Below are 26,243 nucleotides of genomic sequence, written 5' to 3'. Positions count from 1 at the left end.
GGAGGGCACCATGGTCGTCGTGCGAGTCGGGAACGATGGGGCGGCGGAGGTGCGGGCGTGCGGGTGATGCTGGCCGAGGACTCCGCGCTGCTGCGCGAGGGCCTGGTGCGGCTGCTGAAGGAGGAGGGCCACGACGTCACGGCCGCCGTCGGCGACGCCGCCGCCCTGCTGGAGGCGGTGGCCGGCGAGCGGCCGGACGCGGTGGTGGTGGACGTGCGCATGCCGCCCACCCACACCGACGAGGGCCTGCGGGCCGCGCTGGAGATCCGGCGGCGCTGGCCGGAGGTCAAGGTGCTGGTGCTGTCGCAGTACGTCGAGAAGAAGTACGCGACCGAGCTGATGAGCGGCAGCATCGACGGCGTCGGCTACCTGCTGAAGGACCGCGTGGCCCAGGTCGGCGACTTCCTGGACGCGCTGGAGCGGGTCGGCGCGGGCGGCACGGCCTTCGATCCGGAAGTTGTCCGCCAGCTTCTCGCCCGCACCACGCACGCCGATCCGCTGGCCAAACTGACCGCCCGGGAGCGCCAGGTCCTGGAGCTGATGGCCCAGGGCCTGACCAACGCCTCGATCGCGCAGGCCCTGCACGTGTCGCAGAGCGCGGTCGAGAAGCACGTCAACGCGTTGTTCGACAAGCTCGCGCTGTCGCACGCGAGCGGTTACAGCCGCCGGGTGCTGGCGGTGCTGCGTTACCTCGGGACGTGACCGCACCACCGGCAAATGTGAGCTAAATCACGCAAGCCACCCGAAAGCGATCTGCAAGCGGAGGCATCTACCGTCCTCCCTGCGGAGCACAGCCGCGCACCACCAGGGCCGGACAAAGAAAAAGCCCCGGCTCTTGCGAACCGGGGCTTGTTTCGTCACTGTGGGTCTGCCGATTTTCATCGGTGACCCGAGGTGGGCGAGGAGGGATTTGAACCCTCACGTCCTTTCGGACACACGGACCTGAACCGTGCGCGTCTGCCGTTCCGCCACCCGCCCTTGTGGGTGCGGAAAGAACACTAGCACGGAACAGCCACTGGTACTGAACCCGGATACGATCGCATAAGACACGGGAGCGGAGGAGCTGGGCGCGGAGGCCGACGGGCGCCGAGGAACGCCGCCACGTGGAACAAGCGGAAACCGGGCGCCCAAGCGTCCGGGGGCCGCGATCATATGCACGGAGGAAGGGAGGTACCCGGTGGGAGTCCTTCAGCGCTTCGAGCGAAGGCTCGAAGGCTTGGTTGAGGGAGCCTTTGCACGGGCGTTCAAATCCGATCTCCAGCCGGTCGAGGTCGCGAGCGCGGTCCAGCGGGAGATGGACGAGCGCGCGGCGATCGTGGCCCAGGGTCGGACGCTCGTGCCCAACGACTTCGTGGTGGAGCTGTCCACGACCGACAGCGAACGGCTTGAGGTCTACGCCGACAGCATCAGCCACGAGCTGGCGAACCTCGCCAGGGAGTACGCCAAGGAACAGGGCTACTCCTTCGTGGGACCGGTCCGGGTGCGTTTCGAGACCGCCGGCGACCTGGCCGTGGGGCTTTTCCGCATCAGGTCGGGTGTCATCCGCGGCGCGACGGTCGAGCAGGACGAGATCCGCCAGCCGGCGAGCGACCTGCCACCGTCCAGGCCCCACGCGTTCAACGGGCGGCCCAGGCTGCTCGTGTCCACCCAGGACGACCCGCAGGGCGACCGCTCCTACGAGCTCACCACCCCGGTGACCTTGCTCGGCAGGGGCACCGACTGCGATCTTCGTCTCGTCGATCCGGGCGTCTCGCGGCACCACGCGGAGCTGCGCGTCGAGGGCCAGCTCGTGGTCCTCGTGGATCTCGGATCGACGAACGGCACCTTCGTCAACGGCCAGCCGGTACGCAGGATCGAGCTCCAGAACGGCACGCGAGTGACGCTCGGACGCACGACTCTGGTTTTCCGGCGCGATTAGAGGTAAACAGACGGTCCATGTCCGAGCTCACGCTGCTGCTGATCCGGCTAGCCTTCCTGGCGGTGCTGTGGTTCTTCGTCATTGCCGCAGTCGGCGTGATCCGGACTGACTTGTTCGGTTCACGCACGGCTCCGGCGGGCCCGCGCAAGACCGCACGGCCCGTCAAGGCCCCGGCGAAGCCCAAGAGCAAGAAGGGCGAGCCACGCCAGCTCATCGTCACCGGTGGCCCGCTGCAAGGCACCACCATCGACCTCACGGAGACGCCCATCACCATTGGCCGGGCGAACGACGCCACGCTGGTAGTCAGCGACGATTACGCATCCAGCCGGCACGCCCGGCTCTTCCCCCAGGACGGCCAGTGGATCGTGGAGGATCTCGGGTCCACCAACGGCACGTACCTCGACCGCTCGAAAGTCACCCGCCCGACCCCGGTGCCGCTCGGTGTTCCGATCCGCGTCGGCAAAACAGTCATTGAATTGCGCAAATGACCATCGCACTCCGCTACGCCGCCCGCTCGGACGTCGGCCTCCTCCGCGAAGGGAACGAGGACTCGGCGTACGCTAGCGGCCGCCTGCTCGCCGTCGCCGACGGCATGGGCGGGCACGCACACGGCGAGGTGGCGAGCTCAGTCGCCATCGCCGCCATGGCCTCTCTCGAAGAGGTCCCCAAGGGGGGTGACCTGCTCAACGCCATTGAGGCAGCGGTACGCGATGCCAACCGCAAGCTGCACGAGATGGTGGGGCGGGATCCCAGCCTCAAGGGCATGGGCACGACACTCACGGCCATGCTGTGGAACGGCACCCAGGTCGCCCTCGTACACGTGGGCGACTCGCGCGCGTATCTCCTGAGACGCGGGGAGCTGTACCAGATCACCCATGACCACACCCTCGTCCAGCAGCTCGTCGACGACGGGCGCATCACGCCGGAAGAGGCGGCCACCCACCCGCAGCGCTCGATCCTGCTGCGCGCGCTCGACGGCAGCGGCGAGGTCGACCCCGACCTCACGCTGCGCGAGGCCCAGGTGGGCGACCGCTACCTGCTGTGCTCCGACGGGTTGTCCGGGGTGGTGAGCGCGGAGACACTGCACGCCACGCTCACCAACATCGACGACCCAGAAGAGGTGGTCCGCCAGCTCATCGACCTGGCGAACCGCGGCGGCGGGCCGGACAACATCACCTGCGTGCTGGCCGACGTCCTGGAGATCACCGATGGGCAGCCGGTGCCCGCCGAGGCCGCCGTGGTCGGCGCCGCGGGCATGACCCGGCTGCGGGGCGCCCCCCAGGACACCCAGCCGGGGCGAGCCGAGGCGGTGACCGCGCCCCAGCCGGTCCTCAGTGACGACGACTTCGACGAGCCGGTCGCGCAGGCGACCGGCCGCCGGCGTCGCCGCCTGTGGCCCGTGCTGGTCACCGTGCTCGGCATAGGCATCGTGGCCGTCGGCGTCGGCGGCTACTTCGGGTACCAGTGGACCCAGGACCAGTTCTTCGTCGGTGCTAGGGGCGACGAAGTGGTCGTGTACCAAGGCGTCCAGAAGGAGGTGGGCCCCTTCCAGCTCTTCGAAGTCTCGAAGGCGACCGGGTTGCAGCTCTCGCAGCTGTCGGAGGAGAACCAGGCGCTGGTCAGGAGCGGCATACCGGTGACCAACGCCGACGCGGGCGTGGCGAAGATCAACAGCTTGAAGGCCCCCGCGGGCAAGACCGACGACACCACCCCCGAGGCGTCCGCGTCCCCCACGCCTTCGGCGTCCGCGACCAAGACCAAGACGAAACAGCAATAGATGAGCGAAGTCGCAGCTTCCCCCGTACCGATGCCGGCCAAGCGCCGGGTGGCCCAGCTCGTGATGCTGGCGCTCGCGGTGCTGATCGTCATGGGCGCCTACGCCAACGTGGGCCTCGCCGTCGACGGCCGGGTGCCCGCGGGCATGCTGGCCTACGGCCTCGGCCTGGGCGGCATCATGCTGGTCGCCTACCTCGTGCTGGCCAAGTTCGCGCCCTGGGCCGACCCCCTGATCCTGCCGCTGGTGACGCTGATCAACGGCCTCGGGCTGGTGATGATCTACCGGCTCGAGTCGGCCAAGATGGCCGGCGCGTCCGCCGCCAACCAGATCATGTGGACCGGCATCGGCGTCCTGATGTTCACCGCCACGCTCGTCGTGCTGCGCGACCATCGCATGCTGCAGCGGCTCACCTACACCGCGGGCGCGGTCGGCCTCGTGCTGCTCGCCATCCCCGCGCTCCTGCCCGGCTCGCTGAGCGAGGTGCAGGGCGCCAAGATCTGGATCCGCATCGGCGGCTTCTCCATCCAGCCGGGCGAGTTCGCCAAGCTGGCGCTGGTGGTCTTCTTCGCCGGCTACCTGGTGGCCAAGCGCGACGTGCTGGCGCTGGCGGGCCGCCGGCTGCTGTTCATCGACCTGCCCCGGGCCCGCGACCTCGGCCCCGTCCTCGTGACGTGGGGGCTCAGCCTGCTCGTGCTGGTCTTCGAGAAGGACCTCGGCACCTCGCTGCTGCTGTTCGGCACGTTCATCGCGATGCTCTACATCGCCACCCAGCGCACCTCGTGGGTGCTGATCGGCATCCTGCTCTTCGTCGGCGGCGCGTACCTGGCGGGGCTGGCCTTCGACCACGTCGGGGCCCGGTTCGACGCCTGGCTCGACCCCAGCAACGACGTCTACTACGGCAACGCCGACGTCTGCCTCGAAGACCCGCCAGGCGACGCGATGTGCGGCAAGAGCTACCAGATCATGCAGGGGCTGTTCGGCTTCGGCGCGGGCGGCATCCTCGGCACCGGGCTCGGCCAGGGGCACCCCGAGCTGATCCCGCTGTCGTTCTCCGACTTCATCTTCGCCGCCACGGGCGAGGAGCTGGGCCTGACCGGGCTGATGGCGCTGCTCATGCTCTACGCGCTGCTGGTGGAGCGCGGCCTGCGCTCCTCGCTGGCGGCCCGCGACCCCTTCAGCAAGCTGCTCAGCGGCGGCCTGGCGTTCCTGCTGGCGTGGCAGGTCTTCATCATCGTCGGCGGCGTGACCAACCTCATCCCGCTGACCGGTCTGGTCACCCCGTTCATGTCCCAGGGCGGCTCCGCCCTGCTCGCTAACTGGATCCTTATCGCGCTCCTGGTAAGAACGTCAGACGCCGCGAGACGCCCCCCACCCCAGGCGATCCAGAACGAAGGATTGACGCAGGTGTTCCAGCGATGAACGGCACACTGAAGCGCGTGGCCGTGGCCTGCCTGGCCATGATCGCGCTGCTGATGCTCAACGTGAACTGGCTGCAGGCGGTGCGCGCCGAGAACCTCCGCTCCGACGCGCGCAACACCCGCAACTTCTACGAGCGCTACGCCATCGAGCGCGGCCGCATCACGGCCGGCGGCAAGGTGATCGCGCAGTCCGTCGAGACCGACAGCAAGCGGTTCAGGTTCATCAGGCAGTACCCCGACGCCAAGCTGTACGCGCACGTCACCGGCTTCTTCTCGCCGGAGAGCGCCGACGCCGTCGAGGCCAGCGAGAACAAGCTGCTCGACGGCTCCAGCGCCGACCTGCTGCTGCGCCGCAGCATCGACCTGTTCACCGGCGAGCCCACCAAGGGCGCCAACGTCGAGGTCACGATCAACCCCAAGGCGCAGAAGGCCGCCTACGACGCGCTGCGCGCGAGCGGCAAGCGGGGCGCGGTGGTCGCGCTGGAGCCCAAGACCGGGGCGATCCTCGCCATGGTGTCGCTGCCGACGTACGACCCGACGGAGCTGTCGGGCACCGACAAGAGCAAGGTGTTCACCCGCTACGAGGAGCTGGCCAAGGACAAGAGCCAGCCGCTGCTCAACCGCACGATCGCGCAGACCTACCCGCCGGGCTCGACGTTCAAGGTCGTGACGGCGGCGGCGTACCTGGAGGACGACTCCTCGCGCGGCCCCGACACGCAGGTGGACGCGCCGCAGAACCTGCCGCTGCCCAACACGAACATCAGCCTGCCCAACTACGGCGGCGCGGCCTGCGGCTCCGGCCAGGTCACGCTCCAGTACGCCCTGGAGAAGTCCTGCAACACGCCGTTCGGCAAGATCGGCATGGAGCTGGGCTACGACAAGATGAAGGAGCAGACCGAGAAGTTCGGCATGGGCACCCAGCTCGGCGTGCCGATGTCGGTGGCGGGCAGCGACTTCGGCAAGGAGGAGGACAAGGCGGCGCTCGCCATGGCCTCCATCGGGCAGCGCAGCAACCGGATGACGCCGCTGCAGATGGCCATGATCGCGTCCGGCATCGCCAACGGCGGGTCGGTGATGAAGCCGTACCTGGTGAGCAAGATCACTGATGCCAAGGGCGACGCGATCGACGAGGCCGACCCCGAGGAGCTGTCGGAGGCGATCAGCTCCGAGACCGCCGACAAGCTGCGCACGATGATGGTCAGCGTCGTCCAGAACGGCACCGCCAACCTCGCGCAGGTTCCAGGCGTCCAAGTAGCGGGAAAGACGGGCACCGCGGAGACCGCCGACGGGCAGCCGCCGCACGCCTGGTTCATCTCCTTCGCGCCCGCGAACGACCCGAAGATCGCGCTCGCGGTCATCGTCGAGTCCGGAGCGGCCAACGTCGGCGCGGAGGCGACCGGCGGCCACACGGCCGCCCCGATCGCGAAGGCCGTGCTGGAGGCGGTGCTGAACAAGTGAGTGACGGTAACCTGCTGGATCATGCGGCTCCGTAACCGCTACCTCCTGGTCTCCCGCATCGCCACGGGCGGTATGGGAGAGGTGTGGCGTGCCCGGGACGAGCTCCTGGGCCGCGAGGTGGCCGTCAAGATCCTCCGTAGTCACATCCACGTCGATCCCACCTTCCGCGAACGCTTCCGCAACGAGGCCAGGATCACCGCCTCGCTCGCCGACCCCGGGATCGCCCAGGTCTTCGACTACGGCGAACAGAGCGACCTGGCCTACCTCGTGATGGAGCTGGTCCACGGGGAGCCGCTGTCGGCCATCCTGGCCCGCAACGGCGCCATCGGGGCCGAGGTGACCCTCGACGTGGTGCACCAGACCGCCAGGGCGCTGCACGTGGCCCACGCGGCGGGCGTCATCCACCGCGACGTCAAGCCGGGCAACCTGCTCGTCACGCCCGAGGGCGTGATCAAGGTCACCGACTTCGGCATCGCGCGGGCGCTGGAGGCCGCGCCGGTCACGCAGACCGGCACGGTGCTCGGCACCGCCCAGTACGTCAGCCCCGAGCAGGCGCAGGGCTTCCCGCTCACGCCGGCGACCGACCTCTACTCGCTCGGCGTGGTCGCCTACGAGTGCCTGGCCGGGCGCACCCCGTTCCGGGGTGACAACCATGTGGCGATCGCGCTGCAGCACCTCAACGAGACGCCGCCGCCGCTCGGCGTCGACGTGCCCGCGCCGGTGCGCGACCTGGTCGCGAGGCTGCTGGCCAAGGACCCCGCGCAGCGGCCGCGCACCGCGCTGACGGTGGCCGACCGGGCGTACGTGCTGCGCGAGTCGCTGGCCGGCGCCGAGCACGGCTCCGACCTGAGCATGCTCACCGACCCCGGGGGCTTCCGGGTGCGTGAGCCGTCGCCCGAGGACGAGCGCGCGACCGACGACCTCGCCCCGGCCACCGCCCCCGAGCAGCCGGGCCGGCCACCGGGTGGGCAGCCGGCCCGCCGGCGGCGCGGGGCGCGCACGTTCGCCGTGGTCGCCACGGCCGGCTGCGTGGCCGCCGTGGGGCTCAGCGCCATGACGCTGGCCGCCCGCCAGCCGCTGCAGTCGGCGACGCCCGGCACGTCGGAGCCGCCGCTCCCGCCGACGCCGGCCTCCCCGCAGCCGCGGCCGGGCAAGACCAAGACGCGCACGCACCGGCCGCCCGTGGTTCCGGTCAGGTCGTCGCGGCCGATACCCTCGCGGTCGGCTACGGTAATCAAGTCGGCTACTCCAACCAAGAAGCCGACACCGAGACCGACCCCGACGACGCGGACCCCGACGCCCACGCCCACCACCCCGAAGCCCAGCACCACTCCGACAACTCCGACACCGACCGCTTCGCCGGACCCGGGTGTTACAAACCCGACCAAGGAGGAGACGTGACGCGCCAGGGGGTCGATGATGGACACCGGCGGCCCCCCGAGCAGGCCGGTACCCAAGATGAACGGTAAGGGACAGTGCAGGAAATGACTCAGCCTCGGCTACTCGGAGGTCGTTACGAGCTCGACGGTGTCGTCGGGCGCGGCGGCATGGCCGAGGTGTATCGCGCCCGAGACATCCGGCTGGACCGCATAGTCGCGATCAAGACCCTCCGGTCCGACCTGGCGCGAGACCACACCTTCCAGGCCCGCTTCCGCCGTGAGGCGCAGTCGGCGGCCTCCCTGAACCATCCTGCCGTCGTCGCGGTCTACGACACCGGCGAAGACGTCACCGACGGCACGCCCGTGCCGTACATCGTGATGGAGTACGTCGACGGCCGCACGCTGCGCGACCTGCTGCGCCAGGACCGCCGGCTGCTGCCGGAGCGCGCGATCGAGCTGGTCGACGGCATTCTGCGGGCGCTCGACTACAGCCACCGCGGCGGCATCGTGCACCGCGACATCAAGCCGGCCAACGTGATGATCACGCGGGCCGGCGACGTCAAGGTGATGGACTTCGGCATCGCCCGCGCGATGGCCGACTCCGCCGCCACGATGACGCAGACCGCGCAGGTCATCGGCACCGCCCAGTACCTCTCGCCGGAGCAGGCGCGGGGCGAGCGGGTCGACGCGCGCAGCGACATCTACTCCACCGGCTGCGTGCTGTACGAGCTGCTGACCGGCCAGCCGCCGTTCACCGGCGACTCCCCGGTCGCGATCGCCTACCAGCACGTGCGCGAGGAGCCGATCCCGCCGTCGCAGATCGATCCCGAGATCCCGGCGTGGGCCGACGCCATCGTGCTCAAGGCCATGGCCAAGGACCCGGCCCAGCGCTACCAGAGCGCGGGCGAGATGCGGGCCGACATCCAGCGGGCGATGTCCGGCATGCCGACCGACGCCCAGACGATGGCGATGAACGCCGGCGGCTACGGCCAGGGCACCCGCATGATGACCGCCACGCACGCGGCCACCGGCCCGGCCACGCAGCGCACCAGCGCCATCCCGCCCTACGACTACGGCGAGGGCGACGGCGGCGGCGGCCGGGGCGGGCGGCGCCGGGCCTCCGGCGGCGGCGGCAACGGGCTCAAGACCGCATTGTGGATCATCATCCCGCTGCTGATCATCGGCGCGTTCGTCACGGTCGGCTACATGGTCTTCGGCAACGGCAACAACGCCGGCTCCGACACCCAGGTCACCATCCCGTCGCTCGTCTCGCAGGAGCGGGCGTACGCCGAGGAGCAGCTCAAGACGCTCGGGCTGACCGTCCAGGTGGTCCAGGAGAACAGCTCCGACGTCGACAAGGGCAGCGTCATCAAGACCGACCCGCCGGAGAACACCAAGGTCGACAAGGGCTCGGCGGTCAAGCTCTACGTCTCGAAGGGCCCGGCCAAGAAGAAGGTGCCGGACGGCCTCATCGGCATGAGCCAGGAGGACGCCATGGCCGCCCTGGAGAAGGAAGGGCTGCAGGGCACGGTCAAGACCAAGGTGTCGAGCAAGCAGCAGGGCACGGTCATCGACACCAAGCCGCGCTCCGGAGAGGAGATCGAGGAGGGCGGCACCGTCACCCTCTTCGTGCCGAAGGAGCTCGGCGAGGTGCCGGGCGTCATCGGCCTCACCCAGGAGGACGCCTCGTCGCAGATCAAGGCGGCCGGCTTCCGGGTCAAGGTCGTCCAGCAGCCGAACGACGCGCCGCAGGGCACCGTCATCCAGCAGAACCCCGGCGAGGGGGCCAAGCTGGCGCCCAACACGACGATCACGATCGTGGTGTCCACCGGGCCGCAGCAGCCGACGGAGCAGCCGAGCGACAACCCGACGTCCGAGCAGCCCTCCGACACGCCGACCAGCGACAACCCGATCGACGAGCCGCCCTCGGACGACAACCCGATCGACGACAACCCCGGCGACGGGTTCTGACGGGCCCTCACGGGCTCTGACGGGCCCCAGCGACGACGAGGGCCGCCTCTCCCGGACGGGAGGCGGCCCTCGCTCTTGCCCGCCGTGGCGGGCCCTGCCGCACGCAGAGAACGCCCCCGCCGCTCGGGGGCAACGGCGGGGACGCTCACTTGTTAGTCGGTGGCCGCGCGGGGTTTGTTACACGCTTCCCCTGAGCCATTTTCCGGCGTCCGCCGCACGGTCTCCCTGAGCCAGTTCCCGAGCAGCGTGTAGCCGTGCTCGGACAGCACCGACTCGGGGTGGAACTGGATGCCCTCGACCGGCGCCCGCCGGTGGCGCAGGCCCATGACGACCCCGTCGGCGGTCCGCGCGGTCACGTCGAGCGCCTCGGGCACGGTCTCGGGCAGCACCGCCAGCGAGTGGTAGCGGGTCATGCGCACCGGCGAGGGCAGCGTCTCGAACACGCCCTTGCCGTCGTGCAGGATGTCGCTGGTTCGGCCGTGGAACAGCTCGGGCGCGCGGGCGACGGTCGCGCCGAAGGCGACGGCGATGGCCTGGTGGCCGAGGCAGACGCCGAGCAGCGGCTGCCGCCGCGCCGCCGCGTGGCGTACCAGCGGGACGCTCACGCCGGCCGCCTCGGGCGTGCCCGGGCCCGGGCTGACCAGGACGGCGTCGAAGCCGTCGGCGTCGGCCGGGCGCACCTCGTCGCGCGGCCGGACCTCGCAGTCGGCGCCGAGGACGCGCAGGTACTGCACGATCGTGTGGACGAAGCTGTCGTGGTTGTCCACGACCAGCACGCGGCTCATTCCCTCACCGTCACCTCGTCGAGCGTCACCAGTGGCTCGCTCACTCTCTCACCGTCACCTCGTCGAGCGTCACCAGTGGCTCCAGTAGCGGAAAGACGACATACCAGAGTACGGCGACCACGGCGCCGACCAGCACGGCCGCCGTCAGCAGGCGGCGGGGCAGCGGCCCGGGCAGCCTGCGCCACAGCCAGGCGTACATCGCGCGTTCACTCCTTCCTGAGCAGCGTCTCCTTGAGCACGCCGTAGACGATGAGCCGCTGGGCGGCCGAGTACTCGGGATGGCAGGTGGACAACGTGATGAAGGCGCGGATGGGCCGGATGTCCGGCTTGCCGGGCACGGGGGCGAGCACGTCCACCTCGTCGGGCTCCACGACGTCCTGGGAGGTGACCCGGTAGGTGTAGCGGGCCTCGCGGGCGTCCACGACGATCTCGTCGCCGCGCTCCAGCTCGTCCAGCCGGTTGAACGGGGCCGCGTACGTGGTGCGGTGCCCCGAGACCACGAAGTTGCCCACCTGGCCGGGCATGGCGCTGCCCGGGTAGTGTCCTGGGCCCTTCTTGAGCTGCTCGGCGCCGACGCCCTCGATGACGGCGTAGCGGTGGTCGGGGCCGAGCCGCGGGATGCTGAGCAGGGCGACCGCCCGGCCCAGGTCCACCCGGTCGAGGCGGCCGCGGTCACGGGCCGCCTTGGCCGCCGCCAGCTCGCGCTGGAGCAGCAGCTGCTGGCTCTGCGTGTAGGCGCCGGTGCCCCAGAGCAGATAGGCGCAGAACAGCATGAGGATGAGGCCCGCGGTGATGCTCGTCTCCCCCAGGGCCCGGAGCGCAGCCCGCATCCGATCAGGGTAAGCGGGGGAGCGGCGGCGGCGGGGGATCGCCAGGACGTGCGCGTGGCGACTATCCTGGGCCACACTTCAATTAGGCTAATCGAGCAGCCTGCGGACGATCCGGATGCCCCAGGCCCTCAGCAGGAGTTACCCAGTGCCCAAGTCCAAGGCTCGTAAGAAGGCGGTCTACACCCCGCCGCAGCGGTCGCAGCAGGTCAAGGTCAGCCCGCGGTGGCTGGCGCCGACGATGGTCGTCGCGTGGATCATCGGCATCCTCTGGATCGCGATCTATTACGTCGCGCCGTCGACGCCCTTCATCGGCGACCTGCACAACTGGAACCTGCTGATCGGGTTCGTGTTCATCATCTTCGGTGTGGTGCTTTCCACCCGCTGGCGTTAGTTCTTTCCACAGTTTTTTCCACACCCTGTGGGCATCTCACGCGACGCCCTGGATGGCTGACACGCGTACCAGCACGAGCGCGATCAGCACGACCAGCGCGCCGGCGATGATCGCGATCTGCCACAGGGCCCGGTTCCTGCTGGGGGCGTAGGCCAGCGCCGCCGCCAGCAGCGAGCCGGTGATCAGCCCGCCGACGTGCCCGGTCCAGCTGATCCCCGACACCACGAACGTGAGCACCAGGTTGATCACGATCAGCACGGCGATGCCGCGGACGTCGAGGTTGAGCCGCCGCCCGACCACGAACACCGCCCCGAACAGGCCGAAGATGGCCCCGGACGCGCCGACCGTGGGCTGCGTGAGCGGGTCGAGCCAGAGCCCGAGCACGCTGCCGCCGAGCGCGCTGATCAGATAGAGGGCGACGTAGCGGGCGTGGCCGAAGGCGCGCTCCAGATAGGGGCCGACGACGTAGAGCGCCCAGGAGTTGAACAGGATGTGCATCACGCCGCCGTGCACGAAGGCGGCGGTGATGAGCCGGTAGTACTGGTCGCCGAGGGCCACGCCCGCGGGCCACATGGCGAGCTCGCCGGTGATCCGGTCGCCGGTGACGTACTGCGCGCCGAAGACCAGGACGTTGATGACCAGGATGGCGTACGTCACGATCGGCGTGCGCACGACGTTCCCGCCGAACGTGGAGCGTGCCTGCCGGATGCCGCGGTTGCCCTCGGCCACGCACTCCGGGCACTGGAAGCCGACCGCCGCGTCGCGCATGCAGTCGGGGCAGATCGGGCGCTCGCAGCGCTGGCAGCGGACCCAGGTCTCCTTGTCGGGATGCCGGTAGCACGTGGGCACGGCCTCGGCCGGCTGCTCCGGCTGAGGGGGCGGGCTGGGCGGCTGGCTGGTCATGTCCGAAAGCCTATGGCCTGCGCACGCCCGCCGCGTTTCGCCCGCCCCACGGGCTCCCGGGTCAGCCCTGGACGCGGTCGATGGTGACCGACTCCAGGACGACGTCCTCGACGGGCCGGTCGCGTTCGCCGGTCTTGGTCTTGGCGATCGCGTCGACGACGTCCTGGCCCTCGATGACCTCGCCGAAGATGGTGTGCTTGCCGTTGAGGTGCGGCGTCGGCACGACCGTGATGAAGAACTGCGAGCCGTTGGTGCCCTTGCCGAAGCGGATGCCGGCGTTGGCCATGGCCAGCAGGTAGGGGCGGTTGAACCAGAGGTCGGGGTGGATCTCGTCGTCGAACTCGTAGCCGGGGCCGCCGATGCCCTGGCCGAGCGGGTCGCCGCCCTGGATCATGAAGCCGGAGATGACGCGGTGGAAGATGGTGCCGTCGTAGAACCGGTCCCTGCTCTTCTTCTCGGTGCCCGGATGGGTCCACTCGCGGGTGCCTTCCGCCAGCTCCACGAAGTTGCGTACGGTCTTCGGAGCCTTGGTCGGAAAGAGCTCGACCTTGATCAGGCCGCGGTTGGTCTGCAGGTTTGCGATCAGCTTCTCAGCCACGAGACAGCTGCCCCCCTCTATGCACAGGGTTAGATTTGTGGTGTTTTGAGGACTATGGCCTTATGGCCGCCGTAGCCATCCTCCCACGGACGACGATGAATGGACCGCCTCGCCCAGGGAAGGTCAGGCTCGGGACCCCAACGACAGGGGAGGTTGTCGTGTCCCTGACACTGAGAAAGCGCCGCGTGGTCATAGAAGTACCTGCCACGTGGATGGGTCGCATGAAGACCCGGGCCGTGACCACCGGCCAACGCATGGCGCCGATGGCCGACCAGGCCAAGACGGCGGCCGTACAACGGATCGAAGGCGCCCGCTCCTGGGCGGCGCCGCGGCTGGAGTCCGCGGCGCACGGCATCGAGGACCAGGTCGCGCCGGCCGTCAGCAGCATGCTGACGGCGGCGGCCCGGAAGATCGATCCGGCTCCGACCCGGTCGCGCCGCTGGCCGATGCTCGTTCTGATGACCGGACTCGCGGTGGGCGCGATGGGCTACCTGGCCTACCGCCGCAATGCCCAGCAGTGGACCGAGCACATGAAGGATTCCGCGTCCGATGCCTCACGTTGGGTCAACGAGAAGGCGGATCGGACCGCCGAGTCCACCGACCGGATGGCGACCCAGGCATCCGACAAGGCCGACGAGGCATCTCGCAAGATGTCCTGATTCGGTACGGCGAAGCGCCCTCGTGCTGCGGCACGGGGGCGCTTTCCCGTCCCGGCGCATTGACCGGCATACCAAGCGCTTGCTACAACCCGGGCATGGCGCTGTCACCCCTCGACGACTACCCGGTCCACCAGGCGGCCCAGGTCATGCGGCACGTGACCACGTCCGACCGCAACTTCTACGACCGCTACTACTTCAACTGCCACGCCGGCACCGACGAGCTCATGCTGATCGTCGGCCTCGGCCAGTACCCCAACCTGGGCGTCACCGACGCCTTCGCCCTGGCCCGCCGGGGCGGCCTGCACCGGGTCGTGCGGGCCTCCCGTGAGCTCGGGACCGACCGGATGGACACCGCCGTCGGCCCGTTCCGGGTCGAGGTCCTCGAAGGGCTCAAACGGCTGCGCGTGGTCCTGGAGCCGAACGAGCACGGCCTGTCGTTCGACCTGAGCTGGGAGGGCACGATCCCGGCCACCCTGGAGCCCCGGCACTTCCTGCGGTGGCAGGAGCGGGTGATGTTCGACTCCGTCCGCCTCGCCCAGACCGGCCGCTGGTCCGGGCACGTCAGGATCGGCGAGGAGGAGATCCCCGTCACCCCGGACCGCTGGCTCGGCACCAGGGACCGCTCCTGGGGCATCCGCCCGGTCGGCGAGGCCGAGCCGCCGGGCATCCAGTCCAGGAACGCCGGCACCTTCTACTGGCTCTACGCCCCCATGAGCTTCGCCGACCACGCCGTCCTGTGCATCGTCCAGGAGGACGAGCGGGGCCGCCGCCTGCTGGAGGAGGCGGTCCGGGTGTGGGCCGACGGGCGCGAGGAGTACCTGGGCCGCCCCGACTACCGGCCCGTCTACGCCCCCGGCACCCGGGACGTCGTGGAGGCCACGATCACCTTCACCCCGCCCACGGGCAAGCCCTTCGACGTCCACTGCACCCCGGTCCTGCCGGTCCACCTGATGGCGGGCACCGGCTACGGGCTGGAGCCGGACTGGCGGCACGGCATGTACCAGGGCCCGGAGCCGGTGGTGCAGGGGGTGACGTACCGGCTGCCGCAGGACGCGGGCCGCATGTGGGGCCTGGTGGACGCGGTCGGCCGGTTCGAGTACGACGGGCACGTGGGGCACGGCCTGTTCGAGTACTGGGCGCTCGGCCCGCACCCGTCGTTCGAGGAGGGGTGAGGGCTCCTCCCGGCTACTCGGGCTTCTTGCAGATGATGCCGACGGCCTTGCCCGGCTTGCCGGCGGGGGCCTTCAGCGCCACCTTGGGCGGCGCGCTCCCGTCGTCGGGGACCGCGGGCAGGGCGGGAACCGCGTGCACCGCGTCGGGGGCGTCCGCTTCCGCGGCTTCGGTGGTGTGCGCTTCGATGCGCTCGCCGGGCTCGACCCCGGCGGGCGGCTCGGCGCCCTCGGGGAGCTCGTCCGCCAGGTGGACGCGCGCCTTCACCCGCTCGCCGGGCTTCGGCGCGGTCAGCTCGATCGTCCCCCCGTCGACGGTGGTGCAGGTGACCTTGCCGCCGGGCGCGGGGGACGCGGGCTGGTCGGCGAGGGCCGAGCCGGACAGGCCGGCGACGGCGAGCGCGCACACCGCGCCGAGCACCGCCAGACGCCGCTTGGCCGGACTCCACTGGGCCAGGGGCCGCTTGAACATGGTCGCTCCTCTTCGCTGAGCTTGATCGGGACGTCCCGACAGTGGCGCGGCCAAGCTGAAAGGAGCCTGAAGAGCACCTGAACGATCTTCAGGTTGGCTTTAGGTGGCCTGAGGCAGGCTGGTGGCCGTGCGCGTGCTGCTGGTGGAGGACGAGGAGCGGCTGGCCGGCCTCATCAAGGGCGGCCTGGCGGGCGAGGGCTTCGCCGTGGACGTGGCCCACGACGGCCGCGACGGCCTGTGGATGGCCACCGAGAACGACTACGACGTGATCGTCCTGGACGTGATGCTGCCCAGGATGAGCGGGTACGCGGTCTGCTCGCGGCTGCGCGAGGCGGGCGACTGGACGCCGATCATGATGCTGACCGCCAAGGACGGCATCTACGACGAGGCCGAGGCGCTCGACAACGGCGCCGACGACTACCTGTCCAAGCCCTTCTCGTACGTCGTGCTGCTGGCCCGCCTGCGGGCCTTGGTGCGGCGCGGCGGGCGGGAGCGGCCGGTGTCGATCAGCGTGGGGGACCTGGTGATCGACCCGGCCGGGCTGCGCTGCCGCCGCGGCGAGGTGGACGTCGCGCTCACGCCCAAGGAGTTCGCGGTGCTGCACGCGCTGGCCCGGCGGGCGGGCGAGGTGGTGTCCAAGAGCGAGCTGCTGGCGCAGGCGTGGGACTTCTCCTACGACGGCGACCCCAACATCGTGGAGGTCTACATCAGCGCGCTGCGGCGGAAGATCGACGTGCCGTTCGGGCGGACGACGCTCATGACGGTCCGCGGCGCGGGGTACCGGCTGGAGGCGGCGTGAGGAGCTGGAGCGGAGTGATGGGCGGTCCGCCGCGGCGACTGCTGTCCGGGGTGCGGCGCACGGGGACCGGGGTGCGGCACGTGGGGGCCGGGGTGCGGCGGATGGGGGCCGGGGTGGCGTCGGTGCGGGTGCGGGCGACCGCGGCGGCGACGCTGGTCGTGGCGCTCGCCCTCGGGATCGTCGCCCTGGTGCTGGTCCTGGTGCTGCGGGGCAGCCTGGAGAGCAGCGCGGGCGCCGAGGCCGCGCGCAAGGCGGTGGCGGCGGTCCCGTACGCGGCGACGCTGAGCGTGGCCCCCGCCGACCAGCTCGAAGGGCCGGCCGAGCAGCGCGAAGGGCCGGCCGAGCCGGCGGAGGCGCTCAAGAAAGCCGCCGAGCCGCTGCCCGGCGCCGGGGACCGGCCGCCGGGGCGGCCGGGCAAGGAAGGCGTCGTACGCCTCCAGGACGGCCGGACGGTCACCGCCGTGGACCCCGACGTCGTGCTGACCGCCGCCAGGGACGACCCGGGCCCGTGGGCCGCGGCCGGCCGGTACGCCGTCGCCGGAGCGAAGGTGAGCACCGCCTCGGGCCCCGGCATGGTGTGGTCCCGCGTCTCGCTGGAGGGCGTCGGACAGGCCCTCCGCACGCTCTACGGCACGTTGCTGCCCGGCGTGCCCGCCGTGCTGCTGGTGGTGGCGGTGATGACGTGGCTCGCGGTGAACCGCGCGCTCGCCCCGGTCGCCGCCATCCGCGCCAAGGTCGCCCACATCACCGCCCGCGACCTGCACCAGCGGGTGCCCGTCCCCCGCTCGCGGGACGAGATCGCGGCCCTCGCCACCACCGTCAACGGCACCCTCGACCGCCTGGAGACGGCCGTGGAGCGGCACAAGCGGTTCGTCGCGGACGCGGCGCACGAGCTGCGCAGCCCCATCGCGACCCTGCGGGCCCGCCTGGAGCTGGCCGAGCCCAGCGAGCTGACGCGGGAGGCGCTGGCCGACGTCGAGCGCCTGCAGTCGCTGGCCGCCGACCTGCTCATGCTGGCCAAGCTGGACGCGGGCGAGCCGCTGCGCACCGCCGAACTGGACCTCGGCCAGGTGGCGGCCGAGGAGGCGCTGCGCGCCGGGCGGCGGCCCGACGTGCGGGTGGAGCTGGACGTCGAGCCCGACGTGGTGCTGAAGGGCTCACGCGCCCACCTCGACCGGCTGGTCACGAACCTGGTCGACAACGCGGTCCGGCACGCCGCCTCGACCGTGCGGGTGCGGGTGCGCGCCGACGGCGAGGAGGCCGTCCTGGAGGTGCTGGACGACGGGCCGGGCATCCCGTTCGAGCAGCGGGAGGCGGTCTTCGACCGCTTCACCCGGCTGGACGAGGCGCGGGCCAGGGACGCGGGCGGCGCGGGCCTCGGCCTGCCCATCGCGCGGGACATCGCGACCCTGCACGAGGGCACGCTGGTCTACGCGGGCGGCGGGTTCGTCGCCCGGTTCCCCGCGGCCCGCTGTCACGCGACCTTGTAGGCGTACGCCGTGCTGCGCCGCGCGATCGAGAAGCCGGCCCGCTGATAGACCGCGACCGCGCCGGTCGGGTTGTCGGCGTCCACGCCGAGCCCGGCCGAGTCGTAGCCCTGGGCGGCGAAGGCGGCGAGCGCGTGCGCGAGCAGCGACCCGGCCACGCCCTTGCCGCGCCACTCCTTCAGCGTGCCGACGATCTGGATCCAGGCGACGCGCTCGCCGTCCGGGGTGTCCCGCCGGTGGGTGAGGAGCGCGCCGACGGCCTGCTCGCCGGCCAGCGCCACGAAGGACGCGTCCGGCAGGAAGCTGGGCGAGCCGGTGATGGCCGACCGCCAGCTCTGCGGGGTGTGCGGCACGCTGCCCCAATGGTCGCGGAAGGACTGGTTGCGCACCTCGCGGGCGCCGTCGTCCACCTCGGGCGACCAGGGGACGAGCGACACGCCCGCCGGCGGCCGGACCGGAGGCAGGTCGCCGGCGAGCGGGCGGGTCATCCGGGCGAAGGTGCGTACCGGGACGAACCCGGCGGCCTCGGCCAGCGCCACCGCTCCCGGGTCGCTCTCGTCCGCGCTGAGGTGGACCTCCGCCGGCACCCCTGGAAAGGCCCGCGCGCTGAGCCCCGGGGCGGCCCCGAGGCTCCAGTCCACGACGCGCCGGCCGAGGCCGCGGCGGCGGTGCGCCGGGTGCACGCCGCCCCAGAACCGCATCGTGTGCGTCTCCGCGGCCGACTGCATGACCGGGAGGTGGCCGAAGGCGACGATCCGGTCGCCGTCCCTGGCCGCGAGCGTTCCCGCGGCCAGGTCGAGCAGCGGGCTGTCGAGGTGGCCGGCCACCTCGTCCACGCCGTGGACGACGCCGGTGCGGTCCGCGGCCTCCATCGCGTGCAGCAGCTCGGCCAAGGGCCGGGCGTCCTCCCGGGTCAAAGGTCCCCATTCCATGACATGGGAGCCTAGGTGAGCCGGGCGGTGCCTCCCAACTGCTCGGCGATCCCCGCCAGGCCCGCCGCGAACGAGCGGCGGGTGCGTCCCGCGTACCCGACGAACAGCCGGTTGGCGAGCGCGACCGCCCAGAACGGCCCGGCCACGCTGTAGACGCGGTGCTCCACCCGCGTGCCGTCCGGATGGGGGGCGACCCGCCACTCGCCCCGGTACCACCAGCCGCCCTGGTAGGCCAGGAAGTGCTCGCCCACCTCCTCGGCGGGCACCTGCCGCCGCAGCAGCGGCCACACCCGCTCGACGGGCGCGGTCACCACCCCGGCGACCTCGGCGATCAGCCGGCGGGTCACGGCCTGGCCACCCGCGAGTTCTGGAAGGAGGCGAAGCGCCAGCCCTCGGGCGTGCGGAGGGCCGTGAGGGTGACGGTCGAGGTCCGGCCCGGGTCTGGCACGCCGTCCACGGACGACGTGCCGCCCGCGACGATCAGGGCGACGTCGCCGGTCAGGAACCTGATGCTCGGCGCGGTGTCGCTCTCGCCGAGCTTGATCGCCCTCGCGAACAGCCCGCGGTGCGTCTCCTCGATGGCCTGGCGGCCCTTCAGGTGCAGGCCGAAGAACGTGACGTAGTCGGCGTCCTCGGTGAACAGCCCGGCGTAGCCGGCGGAGTCCCCGGCGTTCCAGGTCTCGGTCAGGCGGGCGAGCAGGCGGTGGATCTCTTCTGCGGACATGGCACAGCTCCCTCGGTCGCGGCGCCTATCCTGTGAAGGCGAGTTCGGGCAGGGCAGGCGCCTTGTTCGGATGCCGGCCGCCGGGGTGTTGGCGCACCCCGGCGGCCGTTTCTTCTCAGGTGGGCGGGCTCCAGTCGAGCTCGCCCCGCTCCAGCCGGTCGAGCAGGTCGCCGAGCCAGGCCAGCTCGGCCCGGTGCAGCGCCTGCTCGTACTCCAGCTCCAGCCCGAGCACCGCGGGCAGGCCGTTGTCGGCCATCGCCCGCTGGTGGGCGTCCATCCCGGCGAGGACGCCCTCGATCGTCGCCGCGCGGGCGCGCAGTGCCCGGCGGGCCTCGGGCAGCGGCAGGCAGCCCATGAGCGAGACCGCGGCGACGAACGCGCGCCGGTCGGGGTCGGGCCGCTCCAGGAGCAGGCGCAGCCGGGCGGCCAGCTCTTCCCGGCCCTCGTCGGTGATCTCGTAGACCGTGCGCTCCGGCCTGCGGCCCTCGCGGTCGGTCTTCGCGGGCACGATGAACTCGTCGCGGGCCAGCCGCTCGACCGCGTGGTAGAGGCTGCGCGGCAGGCCGGTGACGTAGTCCTTGTGCCAGTCGACGATGAGCCGGTGCAGCTCGTACGGATGGGCGGCGCGCAGCGTGAGCAAGGCCAGCACGGTCAGGCCGACCAGGTCGTGGCGTCGCGCCATGATGCCCCCTTCCATAGTGCATTTTGCACTATAGCCAGACGCATCGCCGAGCGTCGAGCATGGAGCAGCACCGTCAGGCGTCGAGCTGGAGGAAGGCCCGCCCGATCGCCTCCCTGCTGGCCTCCTCCGGGTACGGGAAGCGGGTGATGAGGTCGCGCAGCCCCTCGGCGTGCGCCCGCCGCGCCAGGTCGGCCACCAGCGCCAGCTCCGCCTGCTGCGCCACCGCGTACGCCCGGTCCACCACCGCGCCGTGCCCCGGAACCACCACCGGCTCGGGCATCTCGCGCAGCATCGCGGCCAGCGTGCCCGGCCAGTCCAGCGGGTACGAGTCGCCGAACGCCGGCGGCGCCCCCTCCTCCACCAGGTCGCCGGCGAACACCACCCCGGCGTCCGGCACCTGCACCACGACGTCGTTGCTGCTGTGCCCGAGCCCGAAGTACCGCAGGTGCACCATGCGGCCGCCGATGTCGAGGCTCGCGGCGCTGGTGAACGTGCAGTCGGGCGGCACGATCGTCACCTCCTCGAACTCCTCGCGCCGCTCGGGGCTGCGCTCGGCCAGGATCGCGCGCTGCCGCTCACCGTCGCGTTCCATCTCCTCCGCGCAGCGGAGGTGGCCCCAGATCTCGGCCGGGCGGAACAGCGCGTTGCCGAAGCAGTGGTCGAAGTGCGCGTGGCTGTTGACGACCGTCCACGGGCCGGAGGCGATCGTCCTGACCGCCTCGACGAGGTCGGCCGCCTCCCGGTGCGAGGAGCGCGTGTCGAGCACCAGGCAGTGCCCGTCGTCGCCCACCACCAGGCCCGTGTTGAGGTCGTACGACCGGTGCCGGCGGACGTACACCCGGTCGCCGATCTCCTGCCACTTCTCGTTCATGCCACCGAACTCTACGCATTTGCCCCGCTTGTCAGCCCTGCCGCAAGTACGCCAGCACCGCCAGCACCCGGCGGTGCCCGTCGGCGGCCGGCGGCAGGTCGAGCTTGGCGAAGATGTTCGCGATGTGCTTGGCCACGGCCGCCTCCGTGACGAACAGCTCCTTCGCGATCGAGGCGTTCGTCCGCCCCTCCGCGATCAGCCCCAGCACCTCCTGCTCGCGCGCGGTGAGCCGGTCGAGCGGGTCGCGCCGCCTGCGCAGGAGCTGCCGCACCACCTCGGGGTCCACGACCGTGCCGCCCGCCGCCACCCGGTCGAGCGCGGCCACGAACTCGCGCACGTCGCCGACGCGGTCCTTCAGCAGGTAGCCGACGCCCGCCCCGGCGCCTGAGTCGAGCAGCTCGGCCGCGTAGGTCTGCTCGACGTACTGGCTGAGCACCAGCACCGCCAGCCCCGGGTCGCGTTCGCGCAGCTCCAGCGCCGCCCGCAGGCCCTCGTCGCTGAAGCCGGGCGGCATCCGCACGTCGGTCACGACCGCGTCGGGACGGTGCTCGGCCACGGCGGCCAGCAGGCCGGGCGCGTCGCCCACCGCGGCCGCCACGGTGTGGCCGAAGCGTTCGAGCAGGCCGGCCAGGCCCTCACGGAGCAGGACGACATCCTCGGCGATCACTACGCGCACGGGATCTCCACTCGCACCAGGGTCGGCCCGCCCGCCGGGCTCGACAACGACAGTCTGCCCTCCACCACCGACAACCGGTCGGCCAGGCCGGTCAGCCCGGTGCCCCCGGCCGGGTCGGCCCCGCCTCTGCCGTCGTCGCGGACCTCCACGACCAGCGTGCCGCGCTCCACCCGCCCGCTGACCGCCGCCCGCGCGGCCCCGCTGTGCTTGGCCATGTTCGCCAGCGCCTCACTGACCACGTAGTACGCGGTGACCTCGACCGGCGCGGGCAGCCGGACCGGCACGTCCAGCGCCACGTCCACGGGCACCGGCGAACGCCCGGCCACGTCGCGCACCGCCGCCACCAGCCCCCGGTCGGTGAGGATCGGCGCGTGCACGCCGCGGATCAGCTCGCGCAGCTCGGCCAGCGCCTGCTTGGCCTCGTCGTGGGCGAGCCCGATCAGCCGGGACACCTCCGAATCCTCCGGCAGGTCCAGCCGGGCCATGCCGAGCGTCATGGACAGCGCGACCAGCCGCTGCTGGGCGCCGTCGTGCAGGTCCCGCTCGATCCTGTGGCGCTCCACCTCGAACGCGTCCACCAGGCGGGCCCGCGAGCGCAGCACCTCGCTCAGCTCCGACCGCTGCGGCGCGAGCACGGCCCGCGCCATCGCGCCCCGCCCGCCGCCCCAGGCCGTCACCGTGTACGCCGCGACCGGCAGCAGCAGCACGCCCACGACGCTCGCCGCCACGCCCGGCTCGGCCGCCACGGTCGGCTGCACCACGGGCGTGAGCATGAGCAGCACCGGCCCCGCCACCACGGCCGCCACCATGACCAGGTCGATCCACCACAGGGCCAGCAACGTCATGACCGCGAGCCCCAGCTCGCGCCGCCGCCGGTCGGGCGCGGGCGGCAGGGGCACGCCGTCCACCAGCCGCAGCCGCCACCGCTCGAACCTGGCGAGCGGCAGCGGGATCACCGCCAGCAGCGCCAGCCCGGCCAGCACGCCCTGCGGCTTGGGCAGCAGCAGCACCGCCGCCGCGACCAGCCCGGCCGCTGCGCCCGGCACGACGCTCGCCACCAGGTACGCCACGCACCGCCACGGCCACGCGGACCCCAGGAACGGCAACGGCCTGCGGGTGAGCGCCTCCAGCGCGGTCCTGTTGAGCACCCTGGTGACGCTACCGACGGCCGGTCGGGCCGGTCAGTAGTGCTGGGTGTAGCTTTCCCGGCCGCGCCCGTCCGCGACCGCGTCGGCCGGCCGCACGTACGGCAGCACGCCGATCTGGAAGTCGTCCTCGTAGACGAGGGTGCCGGGATCGGGGGAGCGCACCACGTCGTACGGCACCTGATAGCGGCGCAGCAGGTCCTCCAGGGGCGCGAGGGCGGCCATGAAGGACGTGGCCGCCGGCTTGAACCAGGGGACGGCGCGGATGGTGTTGCCGTCGGCGTAGAACGGCGGGTGGGGCAGACGAGTGATGAACCAGGTGTCGACCCTCATGAAGAGCTCGTCGTCCGCCACGCTCAGGCGGCCGTCCCGGCGGAGGTGGTGACAGGCGGCGAAGATGCCCACCGGCACGCCCAGACGCCCGCAGTAGCGGACCTGGAAGCGCACGTAGAGACCGTTTCCATCAGTCACATGCCTGGTCCTACCCCGGCCCGTCGCCGCGCCCACGCAAGGCGCACCCTCCGGACACCGCGATCGAACTCCCCGGTCAGGTCACGGGCTGAAGAACCGCGCCAGGACCGGGGCGAGGGCCTTGGGGTCGGCCAGGTGGGTCTGGCCCTCGACGACCACCCGCTCGGCCAGCGGCAACGCCGCCGCGACGGCGTCGGCGGCCCGGTCGAAGAAGGCCCCGGCGGAGTCGGGGCTCGCGCCGCCCGTGGCCACCAGCGTCGGGCAGGGGATCCTGGCGAGCCGGTCGAGGGGCGGGCGGCCGTCGCCCATGACGGCGGCGTCGTAGGCGAGCGTGGGGGCCAGCGCCTCGCAGGAGGCCCACGCCGGCGACGCCTGGGCCTGCTCGACCATCTCCTCGGGCGTGCCGGCCAGCCGCATGAACAGGGCGAACGCCTCGCCGCGGCGGCCCTCGGCGAGCAGCGCGTGCAGGCGCTCGGCGTACTCCTTCTGGCGCTGCCCGGCGTCCTCCGCCAGGTCGTACGGGACCTCGTACACGGCGAGCCTGGCCACCGGCAGCCCGGCCGCGGCCGCCTCCAGGGCGAGCGCGCCGCCGGAGGAGACGCCGAAGAGGTGGGCGGCCCCGCCCGCGGCCTCCATCAGCGCCGCGAGGTCCTCGATCTCGCGCTCGACCGCGTACGGCGGCGTGTCGTCGCTGTCGCCCCGCCCGCGCCGGTCGTAGTTGTGGACCGTGAAGTGCGCGGCCAGTTCCTCGGCGAGCGGCGCGTGGTGCGAGCGGTCGACCGCCGCGCCCCCGACCAGGACGACCGCCGGGCCGGACCCCAGCCGGTCGTACGCGATGGACGTGCCGTCTTTCGCCGTGACGCGGTGCATGCGACTCCCTCAGCTCAAGGGTGGAACCGGAGCCCTTCGAACGCCCCGGAGGACCGCCACCGGTCAATATAGGCGAAGAAAGCCATCGCGCCCTGGGGATACCCGCCGTTCAGCCGCCCGCGCACGCCGAGGTCGCGGCCCTCGTTGTTGTAGTAGCCGGGCGTGCAGTCGGGCGAGCCGAGCAGCGGGCCCGCCCCGGACAGCAGCAGGTCCACCCAGCCGTCCTCGGCCTCCTTGGTGGCCTCGACCTCGGTGTGGCCGTGTTCGAGCGCGTGCGCGACGACGGCGGCGACCGTGCGGCCGGCCTCGGTGAGGTTGTGGGGGATGTTGGAGAGCAGGTTCGCGCCCTGGGTGTGGCCGATGAGGAAGGCGTTGGGGAAGCCGTGCACGTGGATGCCGTGCAGCGAGCGCATGCCGTCCGCCCAGTGCTCGGACAGACGGCGGCCGTCGCGGCCGGTCAGGTCGTAGCCGGCGCGGCGGGTCCAGTCGGTGCCGACCTCGAAGCCGGAGGCGTAGATGACGCAGTCCACCTCGTACTCGCGGCCGGCGGCGACGACGCCCGCCGGCGTGATGCGCTCGACGCCCTTGCCGTCGGTGTCGACCAGGTGGACGCCGGGGACGTTGAACGCCTGGAGGTACTCGTCGTGGAAGCAGGGGCGCTTGCAGAGCTGGCGGTACCAGGCCTTGAGCCGGTGCGCGGTCTCCGGGTCGCGGACGACGGCGTCCACCCGGGCGCGGATCTCCTCCATCTTCTCGAAGTCGGAGTCCTCGAAGGCGGCCAGCAGGGTCTGCGGGGTGATCTCGGTCAGCTCGGCGACCCTGGCGCGGACCCGGCGGGCGAGGTCCGTCCAGCCGTCCATGACCAGGTCCTCGGCCGCCTGGCCGCCGGTCTGCATGGCGGTGAAGTTCTCCAGCCAGCGCCGCTGCCAGCCGGGCGTGGCGATGCCGGCGAACCATTCGGGGTCGGTGGGGCGGTTGCCGCGCACGTCCACGCTGGACGGGGTGCGCTGGAAGACGTACAGCTCGGCGCAGGCCCTGGCCAGGTGCGGGACGCACTGGACGGCGGTCGCGCCGGTGCCGATGATCGCCACGCGCTGGTCCGCCAGCCGGTCCATGGGCGCGCCGGACGGGTCGCCGCCGGTGTAGGCGTAGTCCCAGCGGCTGGTGTGGAAGGCGTGGCCGCGGAAGTCGCCGATGCCGGGGATGCCGGGCAGCTTCGGCACGTGCAGCGGGCCGATGCCCATGGCGACGAACTGGGCGGTGAAGGCGTCGCCGCGGTCGGTGCGGACCAGCCACCGCCCGTCCTGCCACTCCAGGCCCACGACCTCGGTGTGGAACAGGACGTCGTCGTAGAGGCCGTAGTGCTTGCCGATGCGGCGGCAGTGCTCGAGGATCTCGGGCGCGTGCGCGTACTTCTCGGTCGGCATGTGGCCGGTCTCCTCCAGGAGCGGCATGTAGACGTACGACGCGGTGTCGCACTGCGCTCCGGGATAGCGGTTCCAGTACCAGGTGCCGCCGAAGTCGCCCGCCTTGTCCAGGATGCGGACGTCGTGGACGCCGGCCTCCTTGAGCCGGGCCGCGGTGAGCAGCCCGGCGAAGCCGCCGCCGACGACCGCGACCGTGACGTGGTCGGTCTTGGGCGCGCGTCCGGTCCGCGGGGTGTAGGGGTCGCCCAGGTACTCGCCGGGCAGGCGGAGGTACTGGTCGTTGCCGTCCGGCCGGAGCCGCTTGTCGCGCTCCTCGCGGTACTTCCTGCGCAGGGCCTCTTTGTCGATGACGGCTGTCATGCGTCCTCCGGGACGGTTTCCGAGGAGATTCCAGAATCACATTCGGTAAGCACGGCGGCAAGGGCTTCCAC

At 71.8% G+C, this 26,243-nt stretch carries 29 protein-coding genes and 1 tRNA gene; 13 read left to right on the top strand and 17 right to left on the bottom strand.

The genetic code is table 11. From position 1 onward, the window contains the following. The first annotated feature begins 57 nt into the window (after nt 1–57). A complete protein-coding gene (locus MF672_RS11355) occupies nt 58–702 on the top strand; it encodes a response regulator (RefSeq protein ID WP_242374123.1) in 645 nt (214 codons plus the stop codon). A gap of 193 nt (nt 703–895) precedes the next feature. Here the strand turns inward: MF672_RS11355 and MF672_RS11350 are convergent. Next, nucleotides 896–978: transfer RNA gene (locus MF672_RS11350), tRNA-Leu, on the bottom strand. A gap of 199 nt (nt 979–1,177) precedes the next feature. Here MF672_RS11350 and MF672_RS11345 point away from each other — a divergent pair. The 7 genes from MF672_RS11345 to pknB all read left to right on the top strand — a co-directional run bounded on the left by MF672_RS11345 (nt 1,178) and on the right by pknB (nt 9,921). Continuing rightward, nucleotides 1,178–1,918 carry an FHA domain-containing protein gene (locus MF672_RS11345; RefSeq protein WP_043619792.1) on the top strand — a complete coding sequence of 247 codons (741 nt, stop codon included), beginning with the start codon at nt 1,178–1,180 and terminating at the stop codon, nt 1,916–1,918. A 17-nt stretch (nt 1,919–1,935) separates the two neighbouring features. Next, complete coding sequence (locus tag MF672_RS11340) at nt 1,936–2,406, top strand: FHA domain-containing protein FhaB/FipA (protein ID WP_242374124.1); 471 nt, start codon at nt 1,936–1,938, stop codon at nt 2,404–2,406. Beyond that, nucleotides 2,403–3,695, top strand: coding sequence for a Stp1/IreP family PP2C-type Ser/Thr phosphatase (locus MF672_RS51315; RefSeq protein ID WP_302893191.1), 1,293 nt, complete (start codon nt 2,403–2,405; stop codon nt 3,693–3,695). Before MF672_RS11340 ends, MF672_RS51315 begins: the two co-directional genes overlap by 4 nt. Beyond that, nucleotides 3,696–5,114 (top strand): FtsW/RodA/SpoVE family cell cycle protein, encoded by a 1,419-nt coding sequence (locus MF672_RS11330; RefSeq protein ID WP_242374125.1) that lies wholly within the window; start codon nt 3,696–3,698, stop codon nt 5,112–5,114. Beyond that, a complete protein-coding gene (locus MF672_RS11325; protein WP_242374126.1) occupies nt 5,111–6,571 on the top strand; it encodes a peptidoglycan D,D-transpeptidase FtsI family protein in 1,461 nt (486 codons plus the stop codon). The genes MF672_RS11330 and MF672_RS11325 overlap by 4 nt, the downstream gene beginning before the upstream one ends. A 21-nt stretch (nt 6,572–6,592) precedes the next feature. Next, complete coding sequence (locus MF672_RS11320; RefSeq protein ID WP_242374127.1) at nt 6,593–7,972, top strand: serine/threonine-protein kinase; 1,380 nt, start codon at nt 6,593–6,595, stop codon at nt 7,970–7,972. An 83-nt stretch (nt 7,973–8,055) separates the two neighbouring features. Next, nucleotides 8,056–9,921 carry a Stk1 family PASTA domain-containing Ser/Thr kinase gene (gene pknB, locus MF672_RS11315; protein ID WP_242374128.1) on the top strand — a complete coding sequence of 622 codons (1,866 nt, stop codon included), beginning with the start codon at nt 8,056–8,058 and terminating at the stop codon, nt 9,919–9,921. A 152-nt stretch (nt 9,922–10,073) separates the two neighbouring features. Here the strand turns inward: pknB and MF672_RS11310 are convergent, their stop codons facing one another. From MF672_RS11310 to MF672_RS11300, 3 genes are read right to left on the bottom strand one after another with little or no spacing between them, the layout of a single operon-like run. Further along, a complete protein-coding gene (locus MF672_RS11310) occupies nt 10,074–10,706 on the bottom strand; it encodes an anthranilate synthase component II (RefSeq protein WP_242374129.1) in 633 nt (210 codons plus the stop codon). Between the two features lie 40 nt (nt 10,707–10,746). Continuing rightward, nucleotides 10,747–10,905 carry a hypothetical protein gene (locus MF672_RS11305; RefSeq protein WP_242374130.1) on the bottom strand — a complete coding sequence of 53 codons (159 nt, stop codon included), beginning with the start codon at nt 10,903–10,905 and terminating at the stop codon, nt 10,747–10,749. Between the two features lie 7 nt (nt 10,906–10,912). Continuing rightward, entirely contained in the window at nt 10,913–11,536 is a 624-nt protein-coding gene (locus tag MF672_RS11300; protein WP_242374131.1) for a class E sortase, read from the bottom strand. Nucleotides 11,537–11,681: 145 nt separating this feature from the next. Between MF672_RS11300 and MF672_RS11295 the strand changes: the two genes are divergently transcribed. Beyond that, nucleotides 11,682–11,927, top strand: coding sequence for a cell division protein CrgA (locus MF672_RS11295; RefSeq protein WP_242374132.1), 246 nt, complete (start codon nt 11,682–11,684; stop codon nt 11,925–11,927). A gap of 36 nt (nt 11,928–11,963) precedes the next feature. On the opposite strand, the gene MF672_RS11290 is transcribed toward MF672_RS11295, so the two are convergent. Both MF672_RS11290 and MF672_RS11285 read right to left on the bottom strand, forming a co-directional pair. Then, on the bottom strand, nt 11,964–12,830 hold the full coding sequence (locus MF672_RS11290) for a rhomboid family intramembrane serine protease (protein WP_242374133.1): 867 nt from the start codon (nt 12,828–12,830) through the stop codon (nt 11,964–11,966). A gap of 61 nt (nt 12,831–12,891) precedes the next feature. After that, complete coding sequence (locus MF672_RS11285) at nt 12,892–13,428, bottom strand: peptidylprolyl isomerase (RefSeq protein WP_242374134.1); 537 nt, start codon at nt 13,426–13,428, stop codon at nt 12,892–12,894. Between the two features lie 221 nt (nt 13,429–13,649). Between MF672_RS11285 and MF672_RS11280 the strand changes: the two genes are divergently transcribed. After that, nucleotides 13,650–14,087, top strand: a complete 438-nt coding sequence (locus MF672_RS11280; RefSeq protein WP_242374135.1) for a hypothetical protein — start codon at nt 13,650–13,652, stop codon at nt 14,085–14,087. A 95-nt stretch (nt 14,088–14,182) separates the two neighbouring features. Continuing rightward, a complete protein-coding gene (locus MF672_RS11275) occupies nt 14,183–15,259 on the top strand; it encodes an Rv3169 family protein (RefSeq protein ID WP_242374136.1) in 1,077 nt (358 codons plus the stop codon). A 13-nt stretch (nt 15,260–15,272) separates the two neighbouring features. Here the strand turns inward: MF672_RS11275 and MF672_RS11270 are convergent, their stop codons facing one another. Beyond that, a complete protein-coding gene (locus tag MF672_RS11270) occupies nt 15,273–15,728 on the bottom strand; it encodes a hypothetical protein (RefSeq protein WP_242374137.1) in 456 nt (151 codons plus the stop codon). A 127-nt stretch (nt 15,729–15,855) separates the two neighbouring features. Here MF672_RS11270 and MF672_RS11265 point away from each other — a divergent pair, with 127 nt between their 5' ends. Together MF672_RS11265 and MF672_RS11260 are read left to right on the top strand one after the other, a co-directional pair. Further along, nucleotides 15,856–16,527 (top strand): response regulator transcription factor, encoded by a 672-nt coding sequence (locus tag MF672_RS11265; protein ID WP_242374138.1) that lies wholly within the window; start codon nt 15,856–15,858, stop codon nt 16,525–16,527. A gap of 17 nt (nt 16,528–16,544) precedes the next feature. Continuing rightward, nucleotides 16,545–18,017, top strand: coding sequence for a sensor histidine kinase (locus tag MF672_RS11260; protein ID WP_242374139.1), 1,473 nt, complete (start codon nt 16,545–16,547; stop codon nt 18,015–18,017). Here MF672_RS11260 and MF672_RS11255 read toward each other — a convergent pair. From MF672_RS11255 to MF672_RS11210, 10 genes are all read right to left on the bottom strand, one after another. Further along, nucleotides 18,002–18,946, bottom strand: a complete 945-nt coding sequence (locus MF672_RS11255; RefSeq protein WP_242374140.1) for a GNAT family N-acetyltransferase — start codon at nt 18,944–18,946, stop codon at nt 18,002–18,004. The two genes, MF672_RS11260 and MF672_RS11255, sit on opposite strands and share 16 nt — an antisense overlap. Before the next feature lie 11 nt (nt 18,947–18,957). Continuing rightward, nucleotides 18,958–19,293, bottom strand: a complete 336-nt coding sequence (locus MF672_RS11250; protein WP_242374141.1) for a hypothetical protein — start codon at nt 19,291–19,293, stop codon at nt 18,958–18,960. Further along, nucleotides 19,290–19,670, bottom strand: a complete 381-nt coding sequence (locus MF672_RS11245) for an SgcJ/EcaC family oxidoreductase (RefSeq protein WP_242374142.1) — start codon at nt 19,668–19,670, stop codon at nt 19,290–19,292. The genes MF672_RS11250 and MF672_RS11245 overlap by 4 nt, the downstream gene beginning before the upstream one ends. Nucleotides 19,671–19,785: 115 nt before the next feature. Beyond that, a complete protein-coding gene (locus tag MF672_RS11240; protein ID WP_242374143.1) occupies nt 19,786–20,352 on the bottom strand; it encodes a PadR family transcriptional regulator in 567 nt (188 codons plus the stop codon). A 73-nt stretch (nt 20,353–20,425) separates the two neighbouring features. Continuing rightward, a complete protein-coding gene (locus tag MF672_RS11235; protein WP_242374144.1) occupies nt 20,426–21,223 on the bottom strand; it encodes an MBL fold metallo-hydrolase in 798 nt (265 codons plus the stop codon). 31 nt (nt 21,224–21,254) lie between these two features. Continuing rightward, on the bottom strand, nt 21,255–21,899 hold the full coding sequence (locus MF672_RS11230; RefSeq protein ID WP_242374145.1) for a response regulator: 645 nt from the start codon (nt 21,897–21,899) through the stop codon (nt 21,255–21,257). Then, on the bottom strand, nt 21,890–23,047 hold the full coding sequence (locus tag MF672_RS11225; protein WP_242374146.1) for a sensor histidine kinase: 1,158 nt from the start codon (nt 23,045–23,047) through the stop codon (nt 21,890–21,892). The genes MF672_RS11230 and MF672_RS11225 overlap by 10 nt, the downstream gene beginning before the upstream one ends. A gap of 33 nt (nt 23,048–23,080) precedes the next feature. Then, a complete protein-coding gene (locus tag MF672_RS11220) occupies nt 23,081–23,515 on the bottom strand; it encodes a hypothetical protein (RefSeq protein WP_242374147.1) in 435 nt (144 codons plus the stop codon). Between the two features lie 81 nt (nt 23,516–23,596). After that, complete coding sequence (locus MF672_RS11215) at nt 23,597–24,385, bottom strand: alpha/beta fold hydrolase (protein WP_242374148.1); 789 nt, start codon at nt 24,383–24,385, stop codon at nt 23,597–23,599. A gap of 14 nt (nt 24,386–24,399) precedes the next feature. Then, entirely contained in the window at nt 24,400–26,172 is a 1,773-nt protein-coding gene (locus tag MF672_RS11210; RefSeq protein ID WP_242374149.1) for a flavin-containing monooxygenase, read from the bottom strand. Nucleotides 26,173–26,243 lie beyond the last annotated feature (71 nt).

Origin of the sequence: Actinomadura luzonensis (assembly GCF_022664455.2) — a bacterium.
Lineage (GTDB): Bacteria > Actinomycetota > Actinomycetes > Streptosporangiales > Streptosporangiaceae > Nonomuraea > Nonomuraea luzonensis.
This window is presented reverse-complemented; position numbering and strand designations above follow the sequence as displayed.

Bases quoted from the DNA above. Each gene is read 5' to 3' on its own strand.
- pknB (WP_242374128.1), top strand. From the start codon at position 8,056: ATGACTCAGCCTCGGCTACTCGGAGGTCGTTACGAGCTCGACGGTGTC.
- MF672_RS11215 (WP_242374148.1), bottom strand. From the start codon at position 24,385: ATGCACCGCGTCACGGCGAAAGACGGCACGTCCATCGCGTACGACCGG.
- MF672_RS11310 (WP_242374129.1), bottom strand. From the start codon at position 10,706: ATGAGCCGCGTGCTGGTCGTGGACAACCACGACAGCTTCGTCCACACG.
- MF672_RS11305 (WP_242374130.1), bottom strand. From the start codon at position 10,905: ATGTACGCCTGGCTGTGGCGCAGGCTGCCCGGGCCGCTGCCCCGCCGC.
- MF672_RS11260 (WP_242374139.1), top strand. From the start codon at position 16,545: ATGGGCGGTCCGCCGCGGCGACTGCTGTCCGGGGTGCGGCGCACGGGG.
- MF672_RS11235 (WP_242374144.1), bottom strand. From the start codon at position 21,223: ATGAACGAGAAGTGGCAGGAGATCGGCGACCGGGTGTACGTCCGCCGG.
- MF672_RS11240 (WP_242374143.1), bottom strand. From the start codon at position 20,352: ATGGCGCGACGCCACGACCTGGTCGGCCTGACCGTGCTGGCCTTGCTC.
- MF672_RS51315 (WP_302893191.1), top strand. From the start codon at position 2,403: ATGACCATCGCACTCCGCTACGCCGCCCGCTCGGACGTCGGCCTCCTC.
- MF672_RS11275 (WP_242374136.1), top strand. From the start codon at position 14,183: ATGGCGCTGTCACCCCTCGACGACTACCCGGTCCACCAGGCGGCCCAG.
- MF672_RS11255 (WP_242374140.1), bottom strand. From the start codon at position 18,946: ATGGAATGGGGACCTTTGACCCGGGAGGACGCCCGGCCCTTGGCCGAG.
- MF672_RS11325 (WP_242374126.1), top strand. From the start codon at position 5,111: ATGAACGGCACACTGAAGCGCGTGGCCGTGGCCTGCCTGGCCATGATC.
- MF672_RS11280 (WP_242374135.1), top strand. From the start codon at position 13,650: ATGAAGACCCGGGCCGTGACCACCGGCCAACGCATGGCGCCGATGGCC.
- MF672_RS11300 (WP_242374131.1), bottom strand. From the start codon at position 11,536: ATGCGGGCTGCGCTCCGGGCCCTGGGGGAGACGAGCATCACCGCGGGC.
- MF672_RS11330 (WP_242374125.1), top strand. From the start codon at position 3,696: ATGAGCGAAGTCGCAGCTTCCCCCGTACCGATGCCGGCCAAGCGCCGG.
- MF672_RS11320 (WP_242374127.1), top strand. From the start codon at position 6,593: ATGCGGCTCCGTAACCGCTACCTCCTGGTCTCCCGCATCGCCACGGGC.
- MF672_RS11270 (WP_242374137.1), bottom strand. From the start codon at position 15,728: ATGTTCAAGCGGCCCCTGGCCCAGTGGAGTCCGGCCAAGCGGCGTCTG.
- MF672_RS11245 (WP_242374142.1), bottom strand. From the start codon at position 19,670: ATGTCCGCAGAAGAGATCCACCGCCTGCTCGCCCGCCTGACCGAGACC.
- MF672_RS11340 (WP_242374124.1), top strand. From the start codon at position 1,936: ATGTCCGAGCTCACGCTGCTGCTGATCCGGCTAGCCTTCCTGGCGGTG.
- MF672_RS11210 (WP_242374149.1), bottom strand. From the start codon at position 26,172: ATGACAGCCGTCATCGACAAAGAGGCCCTGCGCAGGAAGTACCGCGAG.
- MF672_RS11290 (WP_242374133.1), bottom strand. From the start codon at position 12,830: ATGACCAGCCAGCCGCCCAGCCCGCCCCCTCAGCCGGAGCAGCCGGCC.